8 protein-coding genes are annotated in these 23,082 nt (G+C 49.7%); all 8 read left to right on the forward strand.

What is annotated here, in order from left to right:
• Positions 1-11: 11 nt before the first annotated feature.
• The 8 genes from AR333_RS02650 to AR333_RS02685 are packed head-to-tail and all read left to right on the forward strand — an operon-like array spanning position 12 to position 23,079.
• On the forward strand, positions 12-3,170 hold the full coding sequence (locus AR333_RS02650) for a non-ribosomal peptide synthetase (protein WP_068773794.1): 3,159 nt from the start codon (positions 12-14) through the stop codon (positions 3,168-3,170).
• A 19-nt stretch (positions 3,171-3,189) separates the two neighbouring features.
• Positions 3,190-4,047: a 3-hydroxyacyl-CoA dehydrogenase family protein gene (locus AR333_RS02655; RefSeq protein WP_068773795.1), complete on the forward strand. Its 858-nt coding sequence runs from the start codon at positions 3,190-3,192 to the stop codon at positions 4,045-4,047.
• Positions 4,048-4,070: 23 nt separating this feature from the next.
• Positions 4,071-4,319, forward strand: coding sequence for an acyl carrier protein (locus AR333_RS02660; protein ID WP_068773796.1), 249 nt, complete (start codon positions 4,071-4,073; stop codon positions 4,317-4,319).
• A gap of 23 nt (positions 4,320-4,342) precedes the next feature.
• Positions 4,343-5,479, forward strand: coding sequence for an acyl-CoA dehydrogenase family protein (locus AR333_RS02665; protein ID WP_068773797.1), 1,137 nt, complete (start codon positions 4,343-4,345; stop codon positions 5,477-5,479).
• Between the two features lie 21 nt (positions 5,480-5,500).
• Positions 5,501-6,538 (forward strand): HAD family hydrolase, encoded by a 1,038-nt coding sequence (locus AR333_RS02670; RefSeq protein ID WP_068773798.1) that lies wholly within the window; start codon positions 5,501-5,503, stop codon positions 6,536-6,538.
• Between the two features lie 26 nt (positions 6,539-6,564).
• The gene (fabD, locus tag AR333_RS02675; protein ID WP_068773799.1) at positions 6,565-7,851 is read left to right on the forward strand and encodes an ACP S-malonyltransferase; all 1,287 of its coding nucleotides are present in this window, start codon (positions 6,565-6,567) and stop codon (positions 7,849-7,851) included.
• Between the two features lie 23 nt (positions 7,852-7,874).
• The gene (locus AR333_RS02680) at positions 7,875-19,310 is read left to right on the forward strand and encodes a non-ribosomal peptide synthetase (protein WP_068773800.1); all 11,436 of its coding nucleotides are present in this window, start codon (positions 7,875-7,877) and stop codon (positions 19,308-19,310) included.
• 22 nt (positions 19,311-19,332) lie between these two features.
• On the forward strand, positions 19,333-23,079 hold the full coding sequence (locus AR333_RS02685) for a non-ribosomal peptide synthetase (RefSeq protein ID WP_172798789.1): 3,747 nt from the start codon (positions 19,333-19,335) through the stop codon (positions 23,077-23,079).
• Positions 23,080-23,082 lie beyond the last annotated feature (3 nt).

A 23,082-nucleotide genomic window follows, 5' to 3' on the forward strand; every position in this document is an offset into this window, starting at 1 on the left:
GAAGTTTCCTCATGTCACGTTTGGATTTGAATGTACTGTTAAGTGATCGGAAATATACGGAACAAGAAAAGTTCTGGCTGGATAATTTGGCAGGCATCTCTTCGGATCATATCGGATTAACGGAAACGGTCCGTGTGTCTGATGAGGGAAGAGGGTATTCGGAGGAGCTTCTGGATGCTGAGGCACAAGAGAGACTCCTTCTGCTATGCAATCACTCTGATATGTCGCTGTACATCGCGTTTACTGCAATGATTCATATTGTTCTGCATAGGTGTCACGGTTTACCGGAGTGCGTGATAGGAATGCCGGTGCTCAAACAGGCGCGTACGGAAGAGACACTGAACGAAGCGGTTCTTCTCCGCAGTCATACTCAAGGTAACATGACGTTCAAGGAACTTCTCATCCAAACGAAGAGAGCGGTATTGGAAGCGTACCGCCATCAGGATTATCCCCTGCCGGTTATTCTGGAAAAGCTGGCGGAACGAGCTAATGAATCGGTGCCTGCCACTCCTTTGATGTCGTATGCCTGCATGTTTGACCAACTGCACGAGCATGCTTTTCGAAAAGAAGCCCAGGTTGAAGTTGTTTTTGGCCTGGAACGGACGCCTGAAGGACTTAAGCTGGTGCTGGACTACGATTTGGCGCGCTATTCGGACGAACAAGCGGCCTTATTGCAAAGCAGCTTCCATCATGTCCTTGAACACGTTTCGAAGAACATTCAGACGTCTGTCGGGGAGGTTCCTTTGCTCTCTGAAGAAGAGAAGAACCGAATCGTATTCGGGTTTAATGAGGGCAGGGTTCTTACCCCTAGGATGACGACCATCGACCGCTTGTTCGAGGAACAGGTTGAATGCAATCCCGGCAGAACCGCTCTTATAGTCGGGGAAAAGTCTTACACCTACGGGGAGCTCAATCAGAAGGCGGATGCGCTTGCAGCCCGGGTCATTGCGGCCGGAGGCAAACCGGATCAAATTATTGCTCTGCTCGCAGACCGGTCATTCGATATGCTTGTCGGTATAATGGGCATTCTCAAATCGGGCTGCGCTTTTCTGCCGGTGGATCCGAATTATCCGGCGAGCCGGATTGAGCACTATATGTCTGACAGTCAAGCCGAGATTATAGTGACGGCGACAGCCAAAACGGATATTCAGGGCTTTAGAGGAACGCGAATAGACCTGAATGAATTGCAGTATGTTCAAGGCAGTATCACAGCTGCGGCATCGCACCAATCGTCTAATCTGGCCTATGTGATTTATACGTCAGGTTCAACGGGAAAGCCAAAGGGTGTTATGATCGAGCACCGGTCAGTCATCCATTTTATCGAAGCGATGTGCGACCGGATTGCTTTCCGAGAGGAACAGACGCTGTTGTCTGTGACCACGTACAGCTTCGATATTTTTTATCTGGAGACGCTGCTCCCGCTTCTGCGTGGGATGACTGTTATCTTGGCGGATGAAGCATCGCAGATCGATCCGGGCCAGTTGGCTGCGGTGATCGGGAAGCGTCAGCCCGATTATATCCAGACGACACCCTCCCGGTTAAAGCTTATGCTTGAGAACGAGCGCTGTGCAGAGCTGATGGGGAACTTTAAAGCCATTCTGGTAGGCGGGGAAGCGTTCCCTTCTTACTTACTTGATCAGCTTAAGTCTTATACCGCAGCGAAAATCTACAACATGTACGGTCCAACGGAAACGACGATCTGGTCGGCAATGACAGAACTGAAGCAGGACGCTCCGCTTACGATCGGTTCACCGATTGCCAACACCCAGATTTACATTCTGGACGACAACCTGAATCCTGTTCCTGTATCTGCAATTGGCGAGCTTCATATTAGCGGAGCCGGACTTGCAAGGGGCTATTGGAATCAGCCCGATCTGACGCGAGAGAAATTCGTAGACAATCCGTTCCTTAAAGGTTCTAAGATGTATAAAACAGGGGATTATGCCAGATGGCTTCCCGATGGCACAATCGAGTATATCGGCAGAAACGATCAGTTGGTCAAGCTGCGCGGTTACCGCATTGAATTAGGAGAAATTGAGCAGGCTCTCAACGAAATCGAGGGGATTTCAGGGGCTGTCGTGCTGGCCAAGCGGACAGATGACGGAAACCCGTTCTTATGCGGATATATCGTGACTGCCACACCTCTGCCGACTGCAACAATTAAAGCTTTGTTGAAAGAAAAGCTGCCGGAATATATGATTCCGGCATTTCTTGTGCCCGTCGAAACCATTCCGCTCACTCCTAACGGAAAAGCGGACAGGGAGTCGTTAAGGAAACTATCCCATGAGACCGTGCTGCCTTCAGATAACGAAATGCCTAGGAACGATCTGGAGCAAACCCTGGCAGAGATCTGGTCGGAGGTCTTGCAAATGTCCGCCGATCAAATCGGTACCGAGAGCAGCTTCTTTGACGTCGGCGGTGATTCGATTTCCATGGTTCAGATGGTCGCTTTGATCGACAAGCAGTTCCCCGGAAAGGTAACCCTGACAGACCTGTTCGTTCATAAGAATATAAAAATGCTGGCACAGCTGATTCTTAAGGATGAAAAAGTTCAGGAAACGGCGCTGCATGACTTAGCCGTTTTTGCGCTCCCGGAGCGATATTTTGCCGGCAATGAAAGTGCATCATCCGAATCGTCGTACCGAATTGCAGCCAGTGCTGAAATGTCAGGACGTATTCAGGAAGCCGCCCTGCAGGCAGGTATAACTAAAATGGACGTGCTGCTGGCCGCTTGTTTCTATTTGATGTCAGATATCACGGGCAGTGAGGAAATGCTTATGTATACCGCTCTGGACCGGACTGATGAGGTGACCCCGCTGCAAGTAAATCTCTCAGCGATCGAGGATATTTCCGATCTGTTCGGGAATGTCCGTGAAGCCCGGGAAATTGCGGCGAACGGCTCCGTACGAATCGGGCATATCCGGGCTAAAGAAGAAAGAGGGGATCATTCGGTCTCTGCGCTTATCTATGACAAATCCAAAGTGACAGCGGGCTACGCGCTTTCGGGTTTATTCGATCTCGTGCTGGAACTCGATCCGGACGATGTGAATATTTCGCTTGAGTTCGATAACACGAGACTGGATGGGGCTAGAATGATCGAGCTCTTAAAGAAATATATGACTTTGCTCCGTATGATGGTTCAGAAGCGGGAGCAGGCTGAGTTGCGATAAATAGGGGAGTGGAGTGTAGATGAGCATAAAAACGATTGGCGTCATCGGGGCGGGAGTAATGGGAATCGGAATAGCCGAGTGCTTCGCCAAAGCAGGCTATAAGATCCTATTAATCGATCTGTCGGATGCGATTCTGAAGCAAGCCCGCAAACGTTTGGAAATGAGCATCGGGTTCAGCCGGTTATTTCAAAAAAAAGATGAACCCGCCCCTGACCTTAAAGAAATCATGGGGAAGATTACTTTTTCAACAGATTATGATGACGTTCGCAGCGCTGATTTCGTAATAGAAAACGTAACGGAGAAGTGGGAAATCAAAGAGGAGGTGCACCGGAAGCTGGAGCAAATTCTTCTACCCGGCTGTAAGGTAGCGGCGAACACTTCGGCCATCTCCATTACCCGGATCGGCTCCATTTATTCCGACCCATCCCGCGTGCTGGGGATGCATTTCATGAATCCGGTTCCCATGAAGCCTGCCGTAGAAGTGATTAAGGGTTACCATACGTCGGAGGAAACCATTGCAGAGGCCAATGCCATCTTGAACGGGGCAGGCAAAGAGGGCATTATCGTTAATGACGTGCCGGGTTTTGTCTCCAACCGGGTGTTGATGCTGACTATAAACGAGGCTATTTTTGAAGTGCAGGATAGAGTGGCCAGCGTAGAAGATATTGACCGGATTTTCAAGCTTTGTTTCGGGCATAAGATGGGACCGCTGGAAACTTGCGATTTAATCGGACTGGATACAATCTTATATTCTCTGGAAGTACTCTTCGACAGTTATAAAGATACTAAATTCAGGCCGTGCCCCCTGCTTCAGAAAATGGTGGACGCAGGGCTTCATGGCAGGAAGAGCGGGAAAGGGTTTTACTCGTATGAATAATATCTTTTAGTGGAGGTTCATGGATGGAACAATCAAAAGAAAAGATCAAAATATTTCTGTCTCGTTTCTTTAAAAGCCGGGAGCTGCAGGACGAGGATGATATTTTTGCGCTGGGGTTCGTGAATTCTTTATTTGCCATGCAGCTGGTCATGTTTCTGGAAAAAGAATTTAACATTGTCATGGAACCGGGCGATCTGGATATCGATCACTTCAGGACCATTAAGGCGATAGTGAATTTTGTGGACAGTAAAGCGGATGTCAATGTCACTTAAATATTAATGAAGGAGTTATCTGCATGAATTTTGACTTGACCGCCGGACAACTGGAAGCCAAAGAAAAATTCGAGTCTTTCGCCAAAACCTGCATTGAACCCTATGCCCGTCAGATGGATAGTATGCAGGAAACCCCGGATGAAGTTCTCTCCAGCCTTCGCCAAGGGGGGTATCTGGGAGCTAATATCTCCGAGCAGTATGGCGGTAAAGGCTGGGATTCGATGATGCTCAGCTTTCTTCATGAGGAGATCGGCAAAAGCTGTTCTTCAATCCGAAGTTTGCTGACGGTTCACGGGATGGTTGCGTATGCCATACAAAAATGGGGATCGCCTGAGCAAAAGAAGCGATGGCTTCCCGATTTGGCGAGCGGAGTAAAGACGGGTGCTTTCGCCCTAACGGAAAAAGACGCGGGCAGCGATGCCAGTGCACTCCGGACAGAAGCGACTCAGGATGAGCTTGGATATATCATCAATGGAGCTAAGAAGTGGACAACTTACGGGCAAACGGCAGACCTTCTGCTCGTTTTTGCACGCTTGGAAGGTGAAATAACGGCATTTATAGTGGAGGGTTCCGCCTCTGGCCTCACCCGAACAGCCGTAACGGGACTGCTCGGTTTAAGGGGGTCGATGACGGCAGACCTTACGTTCGAGAATTGCCGTATTCCTAAAGAAAATTTACTTGGACGAAAAGGAGCCGGCTTATCTCATGTCGTGCAATTTTGTCTGGACTACGGCCGATTCTCCATCGCATGCGGCTGTGTGGGCATCGCACAAGCGAGTCTGGAAGCTTCTTTACGATACAGCGGGGAACGCAAGCAATTTGAGCGCACATTAATCGAGCACCAGCTGATCCAGAAGATGATTACAGAGATGGAGGTTCACACTTCCGCCGCCAGGCTTCTTTGCCGCCAAGCGGCTTATTCGCGTGATACCCTGCATCCCGACTGTGTACTGCAGACGTGGAAAGCCAAATATTTTGCTTCGATTACCGCGAGCCAAGCAGCCAAAGATGCCGTCCAGATCCATGGCGCCAACGGATGCAGCTCTCTTTACCCGGTGGAACGATATATGAGGGATGCCAAAATAATGGAGATTATCGAGGGAACCAATCAAATTCATGAATTAATGATTTCCTCCTATACCTTCGGACAATTTAATTAATCGGATGAAAGGAGGGCAGCTATGGACGCCGAGGAAAAGAAAATCAAATGCCTGGTATGGGACCTGGATTTGACATTGTGGGACGGCATTCTACTGGAAGATAGCGAAGTCCGGCTCCGCGATGGTGTGCTGGATATCATCCGGACGCTGGATGAACGCGGAATTCTACAGTCGGTTGCCAGCCGTAATGAGTACGCCCATGCAATGGACAAGCTGGAGCAGCTTGGAGTGGCGGAATATTTTATATATCCGCAAATTTCCTGGAACTCCAAGTCTCAGTCAATCCGGGAGATTACGGAACAGATCAACATCGGATTGGATGCGGTCGCGTTTATAGATGATCAGCAGTTCGAGCGGGAAGAGGTAAACTTTCATTTGCCCGAGGTATGGTGCTTGGATGCGTCGGAATTGGAATCGCTCACGGATAAAGCAGAGATGATCCCGCGTATTATCTCTCCGGATGCAAGGCAGCGGAGGGGATTATACAAGAGTGAGATCGAAAGAAAAAAAGCGGAAGAACACTTCACTGGAGATCAGAATGAGTTTTTGTCCACACTGGATATGGTGATGCAGATCCATCCTGTAACGGTGGGTGATCTTGAGCGGGCCGAAGAATTGACCGTCAGAACCCACCAGCTGAATGCGACAGGCTACACCTATTCATACGAGGAGCTGCTGCATTTCAGCCGCTCGGAATCGCATCTTCTTCTCATCTGCGAGCTGGATGACCGGTTCGGCAGATATGGCAAGATCGGTCTTGCCTTGATTGAATGCATAGAGAAAACATGGGTCCTCAAGCTGATGCTCACTTCCTGCCGGGTCATGTCTCGCGGGGTCGGAACCGTGCTTTTGAATCATATTATCCGCAAATCTATAGAGGCCGATTGCCGGTTGCTGGCCGAATATTTACCGAATGACCGGAACCGTATGATGCACATAACCTATAAATTTGCCGGCTTTAAAGAGATTGGACAAGAAGGAAATACGATAATTTTTGAGCATGATGGACGCACGGTTCAACCTGCTGCCGAATATGTCAAGCTGATCACCTCAGGGTAATTACAGAGAAGTGGGAGGAAACCATTTTGGAGAGAGCCGCCTTTTTATTTCCCGGACAAGGATCCCAGTATATCGGAATGGGCAGCAGCTTATATAAGGAACATGCCGCAGCGAGGCTGGTATTTGAAGAAGCAAGTGATCTGCTGGGCAAAGATTTCGCTCACATTTGTTTTAGCGGAAGTATAGTGAATTTAAATAAAACCGAGCACATGCTGCTTGCAATCTTCCTGGTCAGTGTTGCAACTTTCCGCACATACATGGAAGAAGTGGGACAAGAGCCCTCTTACTGTGCAGGACACAGCTTAGGGGAAATTTCTGCGCTTACTTGCTCAGGAGCGATACGATTCGCGGATGCGGTCCATATCGTGCATCAGAGAAGTTTACTCGCGGAGAAAGCCGCTGAACACGGACAAGGTGCTATGACCGTTGTAAACGGCATTCAGGAAAATCAAATCCGGAATATATGCGAAATGAGCTCGCGCGTGGGCGAGCCTGTGTCGCTGGCTTGTATAAATTCCGATGTCCAGTTCGTGATTGCGGGACATTATTCGGCAGTCGACAGGGCAGAGGATCAAATCGCTTCAATCGGCGGGCAGATTACTCCCTTACTAATGAGTCCGCCATTTCACAGCGCATTAATGGAAGAGGCAGCGGATGAGCTGGAAGCCGTTTTGAAGTCTTACACTTATCAGAAGCCAAGGTGGCCGGTCATAGCCAACGCAACGGTCTCCGTCTATAACGAACCGGAGGATATTTACCGTTATCTTAGAATGCAGCTGACACAGCCGGTACGGTGGAAGGAAACGATGGATTTCCTGAAACAGCGGCAAATTACACAAACCATTGAAATGGGACCTCAGTCGGTTCTTACAAATCTAGTGGCAGCAAATTATCCGGGCGTACAATCGTATTCTTACGGACAAGCAGACGACCGTCTCCACTTATTGAAGAAAATCGGCAGCGGGCAAGGTGAAATACAAGGGAAAAGCTCCGTTTACAGCAAAGAATCTTTGGTAAAGAGATGTTTGACTGCCGCAGTCTGTACGAGAAACCGGAACGGGAATGAAGAAGAGTTCTTGACAGGGGTAATTGGCCCCTATGAGCAGTTAGAAGATATCGAACGCAGATTGGAACAAGATTACGGGGCCGTCTCGCAGGGGGATTTATTGCAGGCTCTGGAGCTTTTAAATACGATTTTTCATACTAAAAAAGTGGCCGCTGACATTCAAACGATGCGTTTTTGGAAAATACTCGAGGAGACTGGGAATCAGGAATTGGCGGAGCACCTGCCCTTTTTACAAGTGCTGAAATAAGATGCCGACTTAGGAGGCGAACCATGAAGAGCAAGCTTTTTGACATGGATGCGGAGTCATGGGATGCGGAGGATCAACACTTTCAAATCCAGGAAATATCGAAGCGGGATGTGGCTATTGTCGGCATGTCGTCGAATATTGCCCACGCTCAAAATATACAGCAGTTTTGGGATATACTGCGGACCGGGCAGGACTGTATAGCTCCGCTGCCCCAGGGGCGGAAAGAAGATGTGGATCACTATTTTTCATATATGAATCACATCAACGGCAGGGAAGGCCGCCCGGAATATTCGGAGTTTGCTTATTTAAACGAGATTGACCAGTTCGACTATTCATTCTTCGGCCTTTCGCCCAAAGAAGCCCAGCTGATGGATCCGAATCAACGATTGTTTTTACAGCTTGCCTGGGAGGCAATAGAGGATGCCGGTTACAGCGGGGGCAAGATCCGGGGAAGTAAAACGGGCGTATTCGTCGGATTCGGGGGCGATATTCTCTACAAGCAGCTTATTGCCAATGTCGAGCCGGATTCCGCCGCTTTCGCGCTGGCGGGTAATCTCGATGCGATTATTGCCAGCCGCATTTCGTATTTGCTGGACCTGAAGGGTCCGAGCATGTTAATCAACACGGCCTGCTCTTCGGCGCTTGTCGCGATCTATATGGCCTGCCAGGAAATCAGAAGCGGCAATTGCGATCTCTTCCTTGTAGGAAGCATTAACATTAACATGCTTCCGGTCGAGAGTGAAATTAAGCTCGGACTGGAGTCTTCCAGTAACCGGAGCCGGGCATTCGACGATGAAGCGGACGGCACAGGCGGCGGCGAGGGAGGGGGCGTGCTTGTATTAAAGCCGCTTCAGAACGCCCTGCGTGACGGTGACCATATTTATGGCGTGATCAAAGGCTGCGCGATTAATCAAGACGGCAGCTCCAACGGAATCACTGCTCCCAATCCGGCTGCGCAGGAAGAGGTTATTGTGCGTGCCTGGGAGGATGCCAGGATTGATCCCCAAACCATCACCTATATAGAGACGCACGGCACGGGAACCAAGCTGGGAGATCCGATTGAATTTGAAGGCTTACAAAAGGCATTTCGGAGAACGACGAGCAAGAAGCACTTCTGTGCGATCGGTTCCGTTAAATCCAATATCGGACACTTGAATCACGCCGCCGGAATAGCGGGCATTATAAAAGCGGTATTGTCGCTGCACCACAAGCAGCTTCCGCCATCTTTGCATATCTTTCGTCCGAATAAAGAAATCGACTTTAAACGGTCTCCTTTATACATCAATGACACCTTGTCCGATTGGGAGACGGAAGGTGTTCCGCGCCGCTGCGGCGTCAGCTCGTTCGGTCTGAGCGGCACCAACTGTCACATTGTGCTGGAAGAAGCGCCCGAGGTTAAGAAGCAGCTCCAGCCTGCCGGCAAAGGTCCTTATCTGCTGTCCCTCTCTGCCAAAAGCGAAGAGGCGCTTACGGATCTGGTCCGCAAATATTCGCTCCAGATACCCGTTTGGAGCGATGAACAGCTGGGCGATATTTGCTACACCGCCAATGTCGGCAGGGAGCAGTTTGCGTACCGGGCGGGCTTCTGCATTCGTAGCCTGGAGGAACTGGCATCGCAGCTAGAGAGTTACCTGGAAGGGTCTAACCAGTTCTCACCGGAGAGCCCGCCCAAGCTAACTGCCCAAGAAAAGCAGGAATTGAGTGCTGAAGCCGTTCTCCTCGTCCGTTCTCATAGTGAGAGGGACAAGGCCGACGAAACTGTTCTTAGCCGGTTATGCCAGCTGTACATGAACGGGGCGGACGTCCCTTTTCAAGAATTATATGCGAATCAGAAGCATCGTCTGGTAAGTCTGCCTACCTATCCGTTTCAGAAAAAACGCTGCTGGATCGATATTCCCGTCATCGAAACCGGTGAAGAGGCTATGTACCACGGGGTACGGTGGGAAGCTTCCCCGCAAACCTCGGCGAGAGCCGGGGAAGGGGACAACGTTCTAATCATAGGAAGCAGTCCTGAGAAAATCGGTTCACTTGCCGCTTGTTTTGAATTGAATGGTAGTCATGCTGTTCAAGTGTTACCCGGAACGGATGGGTTCAGAGCGGTCAACGAGAATGCGTATACGCTTTCATATTGTGAGGATGATTACAGGGAATTGGCAGATTTTATCGCGAATCGTCACATTACCCGAATTATTCATTTCTATGATGCAGAGGAGATCTCTACGAAAGAGCAGCTGGAGGAAAGCCAGCGGACCGGAGTCTCCCATTTATTCCAGTTATCCAAGACGCTGATGAACCGGGACCTTGAGAATGATTTGGAAGTCATCCTGATTACACCTAACGTTAATCCGGTGGACGGTTCCGAGTCACAACTCTATACGCAGTATGCACCTATGCTCGGGTTAGGAAAGGTCGTCAGTCTGGAAAGCTTCCGGATCAGATGCAGATATATCGACGTTGATCCGGTTACTACCCTCGATGAAATCTATTCGGAAATATGCAGCGAGTTTAGCCAATACGGGACTGCCTACCGTAAGGGAATCCGATATGCTGAAATCTTGGACCGGTTGTCTATAACCGGTAATCAGGACGATGCCGGCATGAAGCTGAAGGAAAATGGCGTGTATGTGATTACAGGCGGCCTCGGCGGTATCGGGCTGGAGATCGCTCAAGATTTCGCCAGCCGCGCTAAAGTGAATCTATGCCTGATCAGCCGTAGTTCCTTGCCTCCAAAAGAGGAATGGGACGCGGTTCTGGCAGGCAGTGATAATCCGAAACTGCTTCGAAGCTTACGCATTATACGAGAGATCGAACAATACGGAAGCGAGGTCCGCTGCTACGCAGCCGATATTGCGGAAGAAGCGCAAGTCGCCCCGATAATGGATGAGCTCCGGTCCCGTTATGGCACCATAGACGGAGTTATTCATGGGGCGGGAATTATCGGCGAAGGGTTAATCGTAGGGAAAGGGGACGAGCTGTTTAACCGCGCCCTTTCCCCTAAACTATACGGCACCTGGCTGCTTGACAGGTTGACCCGGTCGGATGATTTGGATTTCTTTGTTCTGTTCTCGTCCGTTACTTCCCTGACGGGAGCACCAGGTCACGGAGCTTATACCGCAGGGAACAGTTACTTGGACATTTTCGCTGCGAACCGTAGTTTGGAGGGCAAGAAAACAGTCACGGTCAACTGGGCCACCTGGCTGGAAGTCGGGGTAGCTGTGGATTACGGCGTCAATGTGGACGGTTTGTTCAAAGTGCTGACCACTAAAGATGCCATTGGGGCGTTTCATCAGTTAATGGAATCGGGAATGTCCAGAGTAATCGTCGGTAAAATCAATTACGAGGACGAAGTGGTCCAATTGAACGACGATTCGCAAATCAGGCTATCCGCCGATATTGTACGGACAATCCGGCATAAGAGCAAGGAACTGGAGTCTGCTTCCACATCACCGGCTCAGTCGATCACTCCTGTTGAACTGCAGGGCAGAGAAGGAGAGCCCTATACCGATACGGAACTTCAAGTCGCATCGATCTTCGGCTTCGTACTCGGATATGAATCTCTGAATATCGACGACAACTTCTATGAACTGGGCGGCGATTCCATTCTCGCCATTAAGATTGTGAACGGCATTCAGCAATGTTTCGATATGAAAGTGGAGATTTCTCAGATCCTAAAAAATCATCCTACCGTATCCGGGCTTGCCGCCTACTTGGATCGGCTTCGTTCGTCGGAAGGAGAGAGAGGCTGCACAGATTCAGTCAAGGCCATACAGCCGGTAGGCAAGGCCGGCCATTATCCCGTATCTGCTTCACAGAAAAGATTGTTCACTCTGAATCAGTTCGAGCCGGATAATGTGAGCTATAATATGCCGCTGGTTATGCGGATCGACGGTTCATTGAATACGGACCGCATCCACCATGCGGTCCACGAGCTAGTCGCCCGTCATGAAGCGTTCAGGACTTCATTTACGCTGGTAGACGGCGAACCCGTACAGATTATCCATGAAGAAGCGGGCTTCGGGATGGAGAATTACCAGTGCCGGGAGCATGAAGTGGATGAAGTGATCCGCAGCTTTGTCCGGCCTTTCGATTTAGAGACGGCGCCGTTATTCCGGGCCGCTCTGATCACTGTAACGGATACGCTGCATCTTCTGCTGATTGATATGCACCATATCATTTCGGACGGCACCTCGATCAGTATCCTTATTCAAGAATTTGCTGATTCTTACCAGGGAAAAGAGCTTCCCCCTGTCCGGATCCAGTATAAAGATTATGCGGTGTGGCAGAACGATTTACTGGGTACGCCTTACATCGAAAGGCAGGAGAAGTACTGGCTGGACAGCTATTCCGGAGAACTGCCGGATGTTCAGCTTCCTTCGGATTATCCGCGCCCGTCGTCCTTTAATTATGAGGGAGACGTATATGAATTCGGTATTGATCCCAAGGCGACTCACGAAATGAGAGTGTTTTGCCAAAAAAACGGCGCCACCATTTTTCACTTTCTGCTATCCGCCTACTATGTTCTTTTGTCCCGACTGGCAAAAAGCGAAGATATTGTAGTCGGTGTGCCGGTCATCGGCAGAAGCCAGGAAGAAGTGCAATCCACCATTGGTATGTTCATTAATACAATTGCACTTAGACAGCACCCGGCGCAGGGCAAAAAATTTACAGATCTCTTGAATGAGGTCAAAGAGAACCTGCTGACTGCTTATGAAAATCAAGATTTTCAATTTGAGATGCTGCTTGAGAAAATTAAAGCAAAGCGGGAAGTTAACCGGACCCCTTTGTTCGACACCGTATTTAATCTGCAGAATACAAGTTTTGATCATGGGGTTGCTGTCGGGGATCTCGTATTTACTCCGCAGCCTTTCGGCGATAACTCGACCAAGTTTGATATGACGATCCATTTGGACGAGTTGGCGGACCGGATTGAGATGAATTGTAACTACCGGACGAGCTTGTACAAGCATGAAAGTATAAAGTATCTGATGGGCGAATACGTTGAGCTGGTGCGCCAGCTGTGCGCAGATCCAAACAAAGTCATTGCCGAATATGACTTGCTGAATTCCACATCACTGAGCAAGTATTGTTCGGCAGAGGTTGTTGAACGAGCAGCAGCAGATACCCTTGTAAAGAGGTTCGAAGACATCGCGGACCGCTATGAGAATCGGGACGCAGTGATTGTGAATACCGGATCTTACAGCTATGGGGCATTAAACCGGCAGGCGAATCAGATCGCACATGCTATACTGGATGCCCCTATGAACCCGGGGAATGCGGAAGCGGGCAGAAGAGTCGCTTTATTATTCGAGCATGGCGCGGAAATGATTGCAGCGATGCTCGGCACGCTGAAGTCGGGCGCGGCCTATGTCCCGCTGGATCCGGGATTCCCGGCAGAGCGGCTGCAGGAGATCCTGGAATCTTGCTCCATCGGAATGATTGTTACCAATGATAAGAATGAAGGCTTGTCCCGCCAAATTACGGGACAGCGGATCCCGATCCTGAATACGAATTCGTTGGATGAATCCCCGGATCGTTCTAATCCGAATGTGTCTATTGACTCCGCACAGACGGCTTATATCATGTACACTTCGGGCTCTACCGGCAAACCGAAAGGCGTCGTCCATACTCATTCCAATGTGCTGGCGTTCATTGACCGGTTTACGGCGGAGCTGACGATCCGCCCGGAAGACCGGATTTCGCTGTTTACGTCCTACACCCATGCCGTCGGTGTTATCGATATTCTCGGTGCGCTGTTAAGCGGAGCGGCCGTACTGCCTTATGATCTTAAAGCAGAGGGCGGTATCGATAAACTACCGGCTTGGCTGAGCTGGCGGCAAATTACGATCTATCATTCGATTCCGTCGATCTTCCGCTATTGTTTTGAGGAAGCTGTAAATCTCAGCCCTCTTGAACACATCCGGTTAATTATCCTCGGAGGAGAAGCGGTATACAGCCGCGACGTCGAACTGTTTAATGCCACATTCTCGCCTTCCAGCCAGTTTGTTAATTTGTTCGGTTCTTCAGAGGTGTTGATCGCCACGATAAATATCATCGAATGGGGACAGCCGATCAGCGGCAAACTCATTGCTGCGGGACTTCCCGTTCCGGAAATCGAGCTTTGCATCGAGGCTGATAACGGTGAGGAAGCCGGTATTTTTGGAAAAGGCGAAATGGTATACCGCAGCCGGTATTTAGCCCGTGGATACTGGGACAATGATGAGAGTACCGAAGCAGCGTTCGGAAACAGTCTAACCGATGGTGAGTCAGCTGTGTTCCGCAGCGGGGATTTGGCACGAAGACTGCCCGACGGCACGATTGAGTTTCTGGGCCGGAAGGACTTCCAGGTCAAGTTGAGAGGGTATCGTATCGAGCTGAATGAAATCGAGATCCATCTGAATCATATGAACGAAATCGAGAAATGCGTGGTCGGGGTAGTTGACGGAGAGGAAGACGAGCCTCAGCTTGTTGTCTGTTATGAAACGAAGAACAAGCTGCCTTTGGATAAATCGCATATCCAGCAGCTGCTGAAGAGCAAACTGCCGATTTATATGGTTCCGTCGCACTATATTCATTATGAAACTATTCCGCTTACAGCGAATTACAAGATCGACCGGAAAGAATTGCAGAAGAATATGTTTGCCTCAGCGGTGTCGCTAGACGGCGGTACCGACCCGGATATCGAAATGAAGCTGATCGAATGCTGGAAAGAGCTGCTGAAAGCGGATGAGATCGGTGCACAGGCTAACTTTTTTGAACTGGGCGGTCATTCTTTGAAAGCGACAGCGCTGATTTCCAAAATTCACCGGACTTTTGACGTGAATATTTCGATCACGGATATTTTCCAGTACCAGACTGTCAGAGAAATGGCAAAGCTGATCGCACAGGCCAATATCGAGCGCTACGCAGAAATCGGGAAGGCGGCGCAGGCTCCTTATTACCCGGTTTCTTCTTCTCAGAAGAGAATGTATCTAATTTGTCAGAATGATCAGGTCGGCACCGGATATAACGTATCTGGAGCTGTCAAGCTGCGCGGTGAACTGGATACGGACCGATTTATCGGAGTATTTGATGAGCTGATCCAGCGGCATGAATCGTTGAGGACTTCTTTTGATATTGCGGATGGCGATGTCCGGCAGTGGATTCACGGCAATGTTGACTTTGTTGTGGAACAAATGGAATGCGAAGACAATGAAGAGTCGATCCGGCAAAGAGTATCCGGTTTTATCCGTCCTTTCAATCTCGGTCAGGCTCCTCTCTTCAGAGCAGCTCTTATCCGCATCGATTCAGGCAAGCATCTGTTCATATACGACATGCACCATATTATAGTGGACGGTACGTCTGTAGGGTTATTGATCCAGGACGCGATGGATTTGTATGAAGGCCATCGTTTGAATGAACTGAGCATCCAGTACAAGGATTATGCCGTCTGGCAGCATCAAATGTTAACGAGCGATGCGGCCGGCAGGCAGCGGGAATACTGGTCAGGCGTCTTCTCGGGTGAAATTCCGATCCTTCAGCTCCCCTTGGATTATAATCGTCCGGCGGTAAAAAGCTTTGAAGGGACCGTCTTTACTTTTGAAATCGGCCAGGAGTTATTGAACGGACTCAAACAGCTTGCCCAGCGTGAAAAAGCAACACTTAATATCGTCTTGTTAGCGGCATTCCAAATCGTGATGGCGAAATATTCGAGGCAGCAGGACATCGTGGTAGGAACGCTTGTATCCGGCAGAACCCATGTGAATGCCGAACGAGTGATGGGGATGTTTGTGAATACACTGGCACTGAGGGGATATCCCGAAGCCGGCAAAGCAGTCGCGGATTTTATTGCAGAGACCAAAGAAAGTTTACTGAAAGCGCTGGATCATCAAAATTATCCGTTCGATCATTTGCTGCAGGATCTGAAAGTAAAGACGGACGTAAGCCGGAACCCGTTGTTTGACGTGGCTTTTGTTCTCCAAAATATGGAGAGGCCGGAACTGCAGCTGGGGGGCCTCACGGCAAGTCCTTATCCGATGCATTCGGTTACGTCTCAGTTTGACTTGAAATTTGAAGCCAACGAGGCGGAAGAGGGCATTTTCGTTAACGTAGAATACGGCACTCGTCTTTTTAAAGAAGAAACGATCCGAAGAATGTCTGCCCACTATAAAAATGTATTGGAGTCCATTTGCCGGAATACCGAGCAGAAAATTTCGGAAATTACTCTGTTGACGCAAGAAGAGCAAGAACAGATCCGGGTAATAAACGATACATTTGCCGAGCTTTACGGCGGGGTGGATATAGTGGATGACTTTGAGAGCAGTGTCCGGCGTAATCCGGGTAAAGCCGCCCTTCTCTGCAAGGACCAGAAGGTGACCTATGCCGAGCTGAATGAGCGGGCAAACCGGCTGGCATGGGTGCTGACGGACAAAGGGGTCGGGAAAGACACGATTGTCGGAGTCATGGCCGAACGGTCCGTCGAAATGGTTGTAGCGATCCTGGCGATCCTGAAATCGGGCGGCGCTTATTTGCCGATCGATCCGCAATTTCCGGATGAACGCATAGCCTACATGCTCCGTGACAGCGGCGCACGGATTATTTTGACAGTAGAGGCTCTGCTCCACCGGATTGAATATGACGTTGACACCATACTGCTGGACCAAGCGCATCCGGGTATAGCGGATAACCTTATAGGATGCCGCCGCCCGGATTCCCTTGCTTATGTCATTTATACGTCAGGTTCTACAGGACAGCCCAAAGGAGTCATGATCGAACATGGATCCTTAAAGAACCGTTTGCACTGGATGCAGCAGAATTATCCCATCGGCGAGAAGGATGTCATCCTGCAAAAAACGAACTATACGTTCGATGTTTCCGTATGGGAGTTCCTCTGGCCCTTGTCGGAGGGAGCGGCTCTTAGTCTGCTGGAGGTCGGCGGCGAGAAGGATCCGGTAACGATTGCAGAGACAGTAGCAGCCCATGTAGTCACTGTCCTTCACTTCGTACCTTCGATGCTGAGCGTATTCCTGGCTAGTGCGGCTTCGGGGCATATGTCCTATGGGCAGCTTTCCAGTTTGAAGTACGTTTTTGCGAGCGGGGAAGCTTTACAGAAGAAAACAGTGACGGTGTTTAACGAGGGTATAGGTACCTATGGGCCGTGCAAGCTTATTAATTTATACGGGCCGACGGAAGCGACTATTGATGTCACTTATTATAATTGTCCGGCGGATTCCCTTCCGGATTCGATTCCTATCGGGAAGCCCATCAGCAACACGCAGGTCTATGTGGTTCACGAAGATATGCAGATGCAGCCTATCGGCGTAATCGGCGAGCTATGCATCGGAGGAGCCGGAGTGGCACGCGGATATATTAATAAACCGGAGCTGACTCGCGAGAAATTCGTGGACAACCCATTTGTACCCGGACAAAGGATGTACAGAACAGGCGACCTGGCAAGATGGACAAGCGCCGGAGAGATTGAATATCTGGGCAGAATGGATCATCAGTGTAAAGTGCGCGGATACCGGATCGAGCTCGGTGAAATTGAAAAAACGCTTCTGCTCCATAACTCCGTTACGGATGCTATCGTGCTGGCGAGAGAAGATGCGGACGGTTCCAAGCAGCTATGCGCATACGTTATTGCCGCACAGACGGAGCTGCTGCCGGGCGATCTGAGGATCTTCTTAGCGGCTAAATTGCCTGAGTACATGATACCTTCCCATTTGATCATCATGGACAGCTTTCCGCTGACGGCCAATCAGAAGGTAGACCGCAAGAAGCTGCCTGAGCCGCAGGAGTCGGCAAATGGAATTACCGAGTACGCGGCACCGGCTGACCACTTGGAGGCTCTATGCGTCCAAATCCTGACGGATGTTCTGGAAGCCCGCCAAGTCGGGATGAACGATAATTATTTCGAATTGGGCGGTAATTCCATCCATGCGATTCAAATTTCAGCCGCCATGTATCAACAGAATTATAAATTAACGGTCCGTGATATTTTGCGGTCTCCCGATATACGCGGAATAGCCCGGCAGATCACTCCGCTTGAGAAGAAAGCGCATCAAGGTTATGTATCCGGTGAAGTCGTTCTTACTCCGATCCAGAAGTGGTTCTTCGGGCAAGACTTTGCAGAGAGTCATTACTGGAATCAAGCTGTGATGCTCCAATTCAACGAACGTGTAGACCCAGACAAGCTGGTTCAGTGTTTTAGCGGCTTAATCGCGCATCACGATGCGCTAAGAATGACGTATAGGCTGGAAGGTGAAGCCGTCTCCCAGTTCAACCGCGGTCCGGAAGGTGAGTTTTTCTCTCTTGAAAAATTTGATTTCCGGGAAATATCGGACTTCGCAAGCCGGATTACGGAAGAATCGGAGCGTATACAAGGCAGCATCCGTCTGGACGGGGGACAGCTCGTTAAGCTTGGATTGTTCCAGACAGCACAGCAGGATCATCTTCTGATTGCCATTCATCATCTGGTCATAGACGCTGTATCCTGGAGGATTCTGCTGGAAGATTTGTATGCGTCCTACTCGCAAGCAAGCGGACAAACGGCTATTCGAATGAAAAGCAAAACGCATTCGTTCATGGAATGGGCGGATTTCCTCAATCAATATGCCGATAGCAGCGAGCTGCTGAAGGAAGCGGCTTATTGGCATGAGCTTGCTGATATGCCATGCATGCCTCTTCCGAAGGATTTTCCTGACGGAGTGACTCCGGAGACGGGACCAAACATGCTCGTTTCAATGGAATTAAACGAGGAAGAAACGAACCGCTTGCTGCATGGGGTTCACCAAGCCTATAACACGGATATGAACGATATTTTGTTGACGGCTTTAGGACTCGCTCTTAAGGACTGGACGCAGCATACTGCGTTTACCGTTTATTTGGAGGGACACGGCCGGGAGGAGCTGTTTGAAGGCATCTCCGTATCCCGTACGGTGGGATGGTTCACTTCTTTGTATCCGGTCCATCTTGACATGGAGTATGAAGATCTGTCCTATCAGATTAAAACCGTGAAGGAATCGCTCCGGCAAATCCCGTCCAAAGGAATCGGCTTCGGGATTCTGGCTTACATGACGGACCTTACCAGCCAGGATTTAGCGCTTAAAGTGCCTGAGCCGGACATTTGCTTCAACTATTTGGGGGAATTCGGCAAGGAAACCGCTAATGACATGTTCCGGTTGTCTGACATTTCTGCGGGAGCGACGCGCAGTCCGTCTGCAAAATCGCCTTATTCACTGGATATCAACGGCGTTGTGGCGGAGGGACGCTTATCGATCTCCTTTACTTTCGCGCCGCAGGAATATAAAAGCGGTTCGATCACGAAGCTGTCCGGCATGTTCAAAGATCATTTGCGCGCCCTTATTGAGCACTGCTCAGCTTCTGAAGCACCGCAGAATACACCGTCGGATTATGGGACCAGGGATTTGTCAATTGAAGAAGTGGAGGATATTCTCGAAATCTTCAAAACAATTCATGAGTGAGGATGGAATGGAGAGGGCAGCTATGCGAGAAACGCTTGAGGTTCAAAAAATTTACCGGCTTACTCCGATGCAAGAGGGGATTCTGTACCATTCGCTGGTAGCTCCGCAAAGTGATGCGTATTTTGAGCTGACCACCTTGAAGATTGAAGGTCCCCTGGATATCGGATTATTCCAGGAGAGTTTTAACCAGCTGATTCAGCGTCATGATGTGCTGCGTACGAATTTCGTCTACAGCAAGCTTAAGAAACCCCATCAGGTCATCTGTAAGAAGAGAAGGACAACGGTCAGCTACGAGGATTTGAGCACCCTACCGGAAGAGGAACGTTTGGAGAGGCTGGATGCTTTTAAAGCACAGGATAAAGCCAAAGGATTCGATCTGCTAAAAGACATTTTAATGAGGATTTGCATTTTTAAGCTGGGACCTGCGCAGTACACACTGATAAGAAGTCATCATCATATCATTCTGGACGGCTGGAGCTTAGCCCAGCTTACCCGGGAGCACTTTGAAATATACAACTCCCTGTGTACGTCCACAGAGAGCGATTATCCGGCTCCGCGTCCTTTTCAAGAATATGTTGACCGGCTTCAAAAGCAGTCCCCGGAGGATTATCGCGGCTACTGGTCCCGCGTCTTACAGGATTATGAGACTTCCGCTTCTGTGCCCAAGTACAAAATCAGCAGATCAGAGATCGAAGATCCGTATGCCAGGGCAGAGCTCACCTTCACGTTCGATGCGGAGTCTACTCAGCAATTAAATCAGTTGTCGCAGCGGTTTAAATGTACGATAAGCAATGTATTTTATACCATTTGGGGCATTCTGCTGCAAAAATATAACCGTTCCGACGATGTTGTATTCGGCTCAGTCGTATCGGGAAGACCAGCAGACATGCAGGGCATCGACCGGATGGTCGGGTTGTTCGTCAATACGATACCGGTTCGGATACGCTGTGAATCCCGGGTGGCTTTCGCTGAGCTTTTGCATAAAGTACAGGAGGAATCGATAGCTTCCCAGAAATATGATTACGGTTCCCTGGCGGAAATATACAACTTGTCAGTGATGAAGCAGAATCTCTTCAATCACCTAATCGTCTTTGAGAACTTCCCTGTGGGAAAAGATCTCGTCGTATCGGGAGATGCCGATTTTCGCGTTACGGAATATCACATTGAAGAACAAACGAATTATGAAATGAATATTATGGTTTGTCCTACGCCTGATTTTACATGGACCTTCGTGTATGACGAGCGTCAATACGAGCGGAGCCAGCTGGAAGAGACTGTGGGGCACTTCCAAAAAATACTGGAGCAGGTATCGCTTCATCCGGACACACCGGTTGCGGAAATCGAACTGCTCCGTCCGGAGGAGAAATTGCGGCTGACGGAATGGCCGCAAACGGCTTCTGCCGGGAAGGGCGAAGCTGTGACCCTATGCCGCCTGATTGAAGAACAAAGTGAGCAAAACCCTTCCGGACCGGCAGTTGTGTTTGACAACCGGACGATTTCTTACGGCGAATTCATGACCGAAGCCAGTCGTCTGGCTTCGGTACTCAGAAGCAGGGGGATCGGTCCGGGTGATGTCGTCGGACTGCTGGCTGCAAGATCGCCGGATCTGCTGATCAGTTTTGTGGCGATCTGGAAGACCGGCGCTGCTTTTCTGCCGCTTGATGCGGAGCTTCCACCCGAAAGAATCGGATATATGCTTACCGATGGCGGAGCCAAGCTGCTTGTAACCGATCTTGACGATATTGTGGAACGCTGCTGCTGGAAAGGAGCAACTTTGTATCTGAAAGATGCCGATCCGGGTGCAGAAGAGCAAACACAGGCTAGTTTCACGGCGCATCCCGAACAGCTTGCATATATATTGTATACGTCGGGTTCTACCGGTGAACCGAAGGGTGTCCAAATCAGGCATCGTTCTCTGGTGCATATGTTAGAAGGGTTATCCGAAGCCGTCCCGTTCCGTCAAGGCAAGACGATTCTAAGTGTCTCCAGCATCTGTTTTGATGTCTTTCTTGTGGAGACCTTGCTTGCTTTGGCAAACGGCCTGCGGATCGTGATGTCCAGCGAGCGGCAGCAGAAGGACCCGAAACAGCTCAGTAAACTGATTCAGGAACACGGGGTCGAGGTTGTACAGGCGACACCGTCCCGCTTGAAGCTGCTGTTGAATGAACCTTCTTTCGCTTCCTCTTGCGGGCATTTGGAATATATCTTGGTTGCCGGGGAACAATTCCCTGTATCCCTGCTGCGCAGGGCGACGGAAATCATTCCCCGGACCGCCGTATACAATGTATACGGGCCTACGGAAGCGACTGTATATACGAGCATTAAACGGTTGACGGCGGATAAGCCTATTACGATAGGGCAACCTCTTGTCAATTACGGGGTCTATATTATAGACCGTGCCGACAAGCTGCTTCCTGCCGGTGCGATCGGAGAATTGTGTATTGCAGGCAGTGGGCTTGCTCAAGGGTATGTTAACAAAGAAACGCTGACAAACGAAAAATTCGGACTCTTGCGGATTGTGGACGGAAATAATTTACTGAAGGAAGAACGGATTTACCGGACCGGCGATCTTGCCAGACGCCTGCCGGACGGTGACATTGATTTTCTTGGAAGATTGGATCATCAGGAGAAAATACGGGGATTCCGGATTGAACCGGATGAAATCAGCAGCCGCCTGCAGTCTTACCCGGGTGTCCGTGATTGTATCGTTACCGTGAATAAGGACGAAACAGGGGACAAGTTCCTGACGGCGTATTATTTGTCGGAGCGCGAGATGACGGTAGATGAATTAACGTCACATTTATCGAAGTTCCTGCCTTACTACATGATTCCGCAGTATTTCATCAGGCTGGAACAATTCCCGATGACACCGAGCGGTAAAATAAGCCTGCGGGATCTGCCGCTGCCCGGCGGCCACCGTCCGCATCTGGGTGTGGCTTATATGAAACCGAGTTCCGAAATTGAAACAACCATAGCTAGGTGCTGGGCCGGTGTTCTGAAAATTGACAACATCGGAGCGGGGGATAACTTCTTTGATCTGGGCGGCAATTCGATCAAATTGATTGAACTGCTGTCCCAGATGGATTTGCATTTTCCCGGTGCCGTGCAGATTACCGACTTCTTTGTACATCCGACAATCGCCAAGCTTGCTAAGCATATCGAGGCGGGCCGGAGGGAGATTACGACCATAGAGCCTGTGCGGCTCCCCGGAGAATATTTGAATCAGGCAGACCGGGAACGCGGAGAAGAGAACGTTGTTCTGCGCTATAAACTGGGCCCGGCACTAAGCAGCATTCTAAACGAGCAGGCCGATCAAGACGGAGTCGGAACAGACGATGTCCTGATCGGTTTATTTGCTTTTCTGCTGGCTGAAATTACCGGGTCCAAGGCATTTCACATAACCGTTTATCTGAAAGAAAGATTAGGGTCCCTGCCTGTCGATTTAGAGGATCTGACGGATTTCACGAGCCTATACAAGAAGATCAATAATGAGCTGCTTAAGGCAGAGGCATTGAATGATCCGGTGAGCAGGCAAAACAATTCCGGACGGGATCAGGTATATATCGGTTTTTCGAGTTCCACGAGGATGCCGGAATCTGTACGGGCACTGTTTGATCTTGTTTTGGTAGTATCGGGGCAGAGCGGAGATCTGTCGCTCTTGCTGGAATATAACAGCCGTATGATGCAGGAAGACAAAATGAACGAAATCTTAGCCAGAATCGGACAGTTAATAGAATTGGTTCATTCGCCTTTGGCCAATCGACCGTAACTT

The organism is Paenibacillus sp. FJAT-26967 (assembly GCF_001541095.1).
GTDB lineage: Bacteria > Bacillota > Bacilli > Paenibacillales > NBRC-103111 > Paenibacillus_F.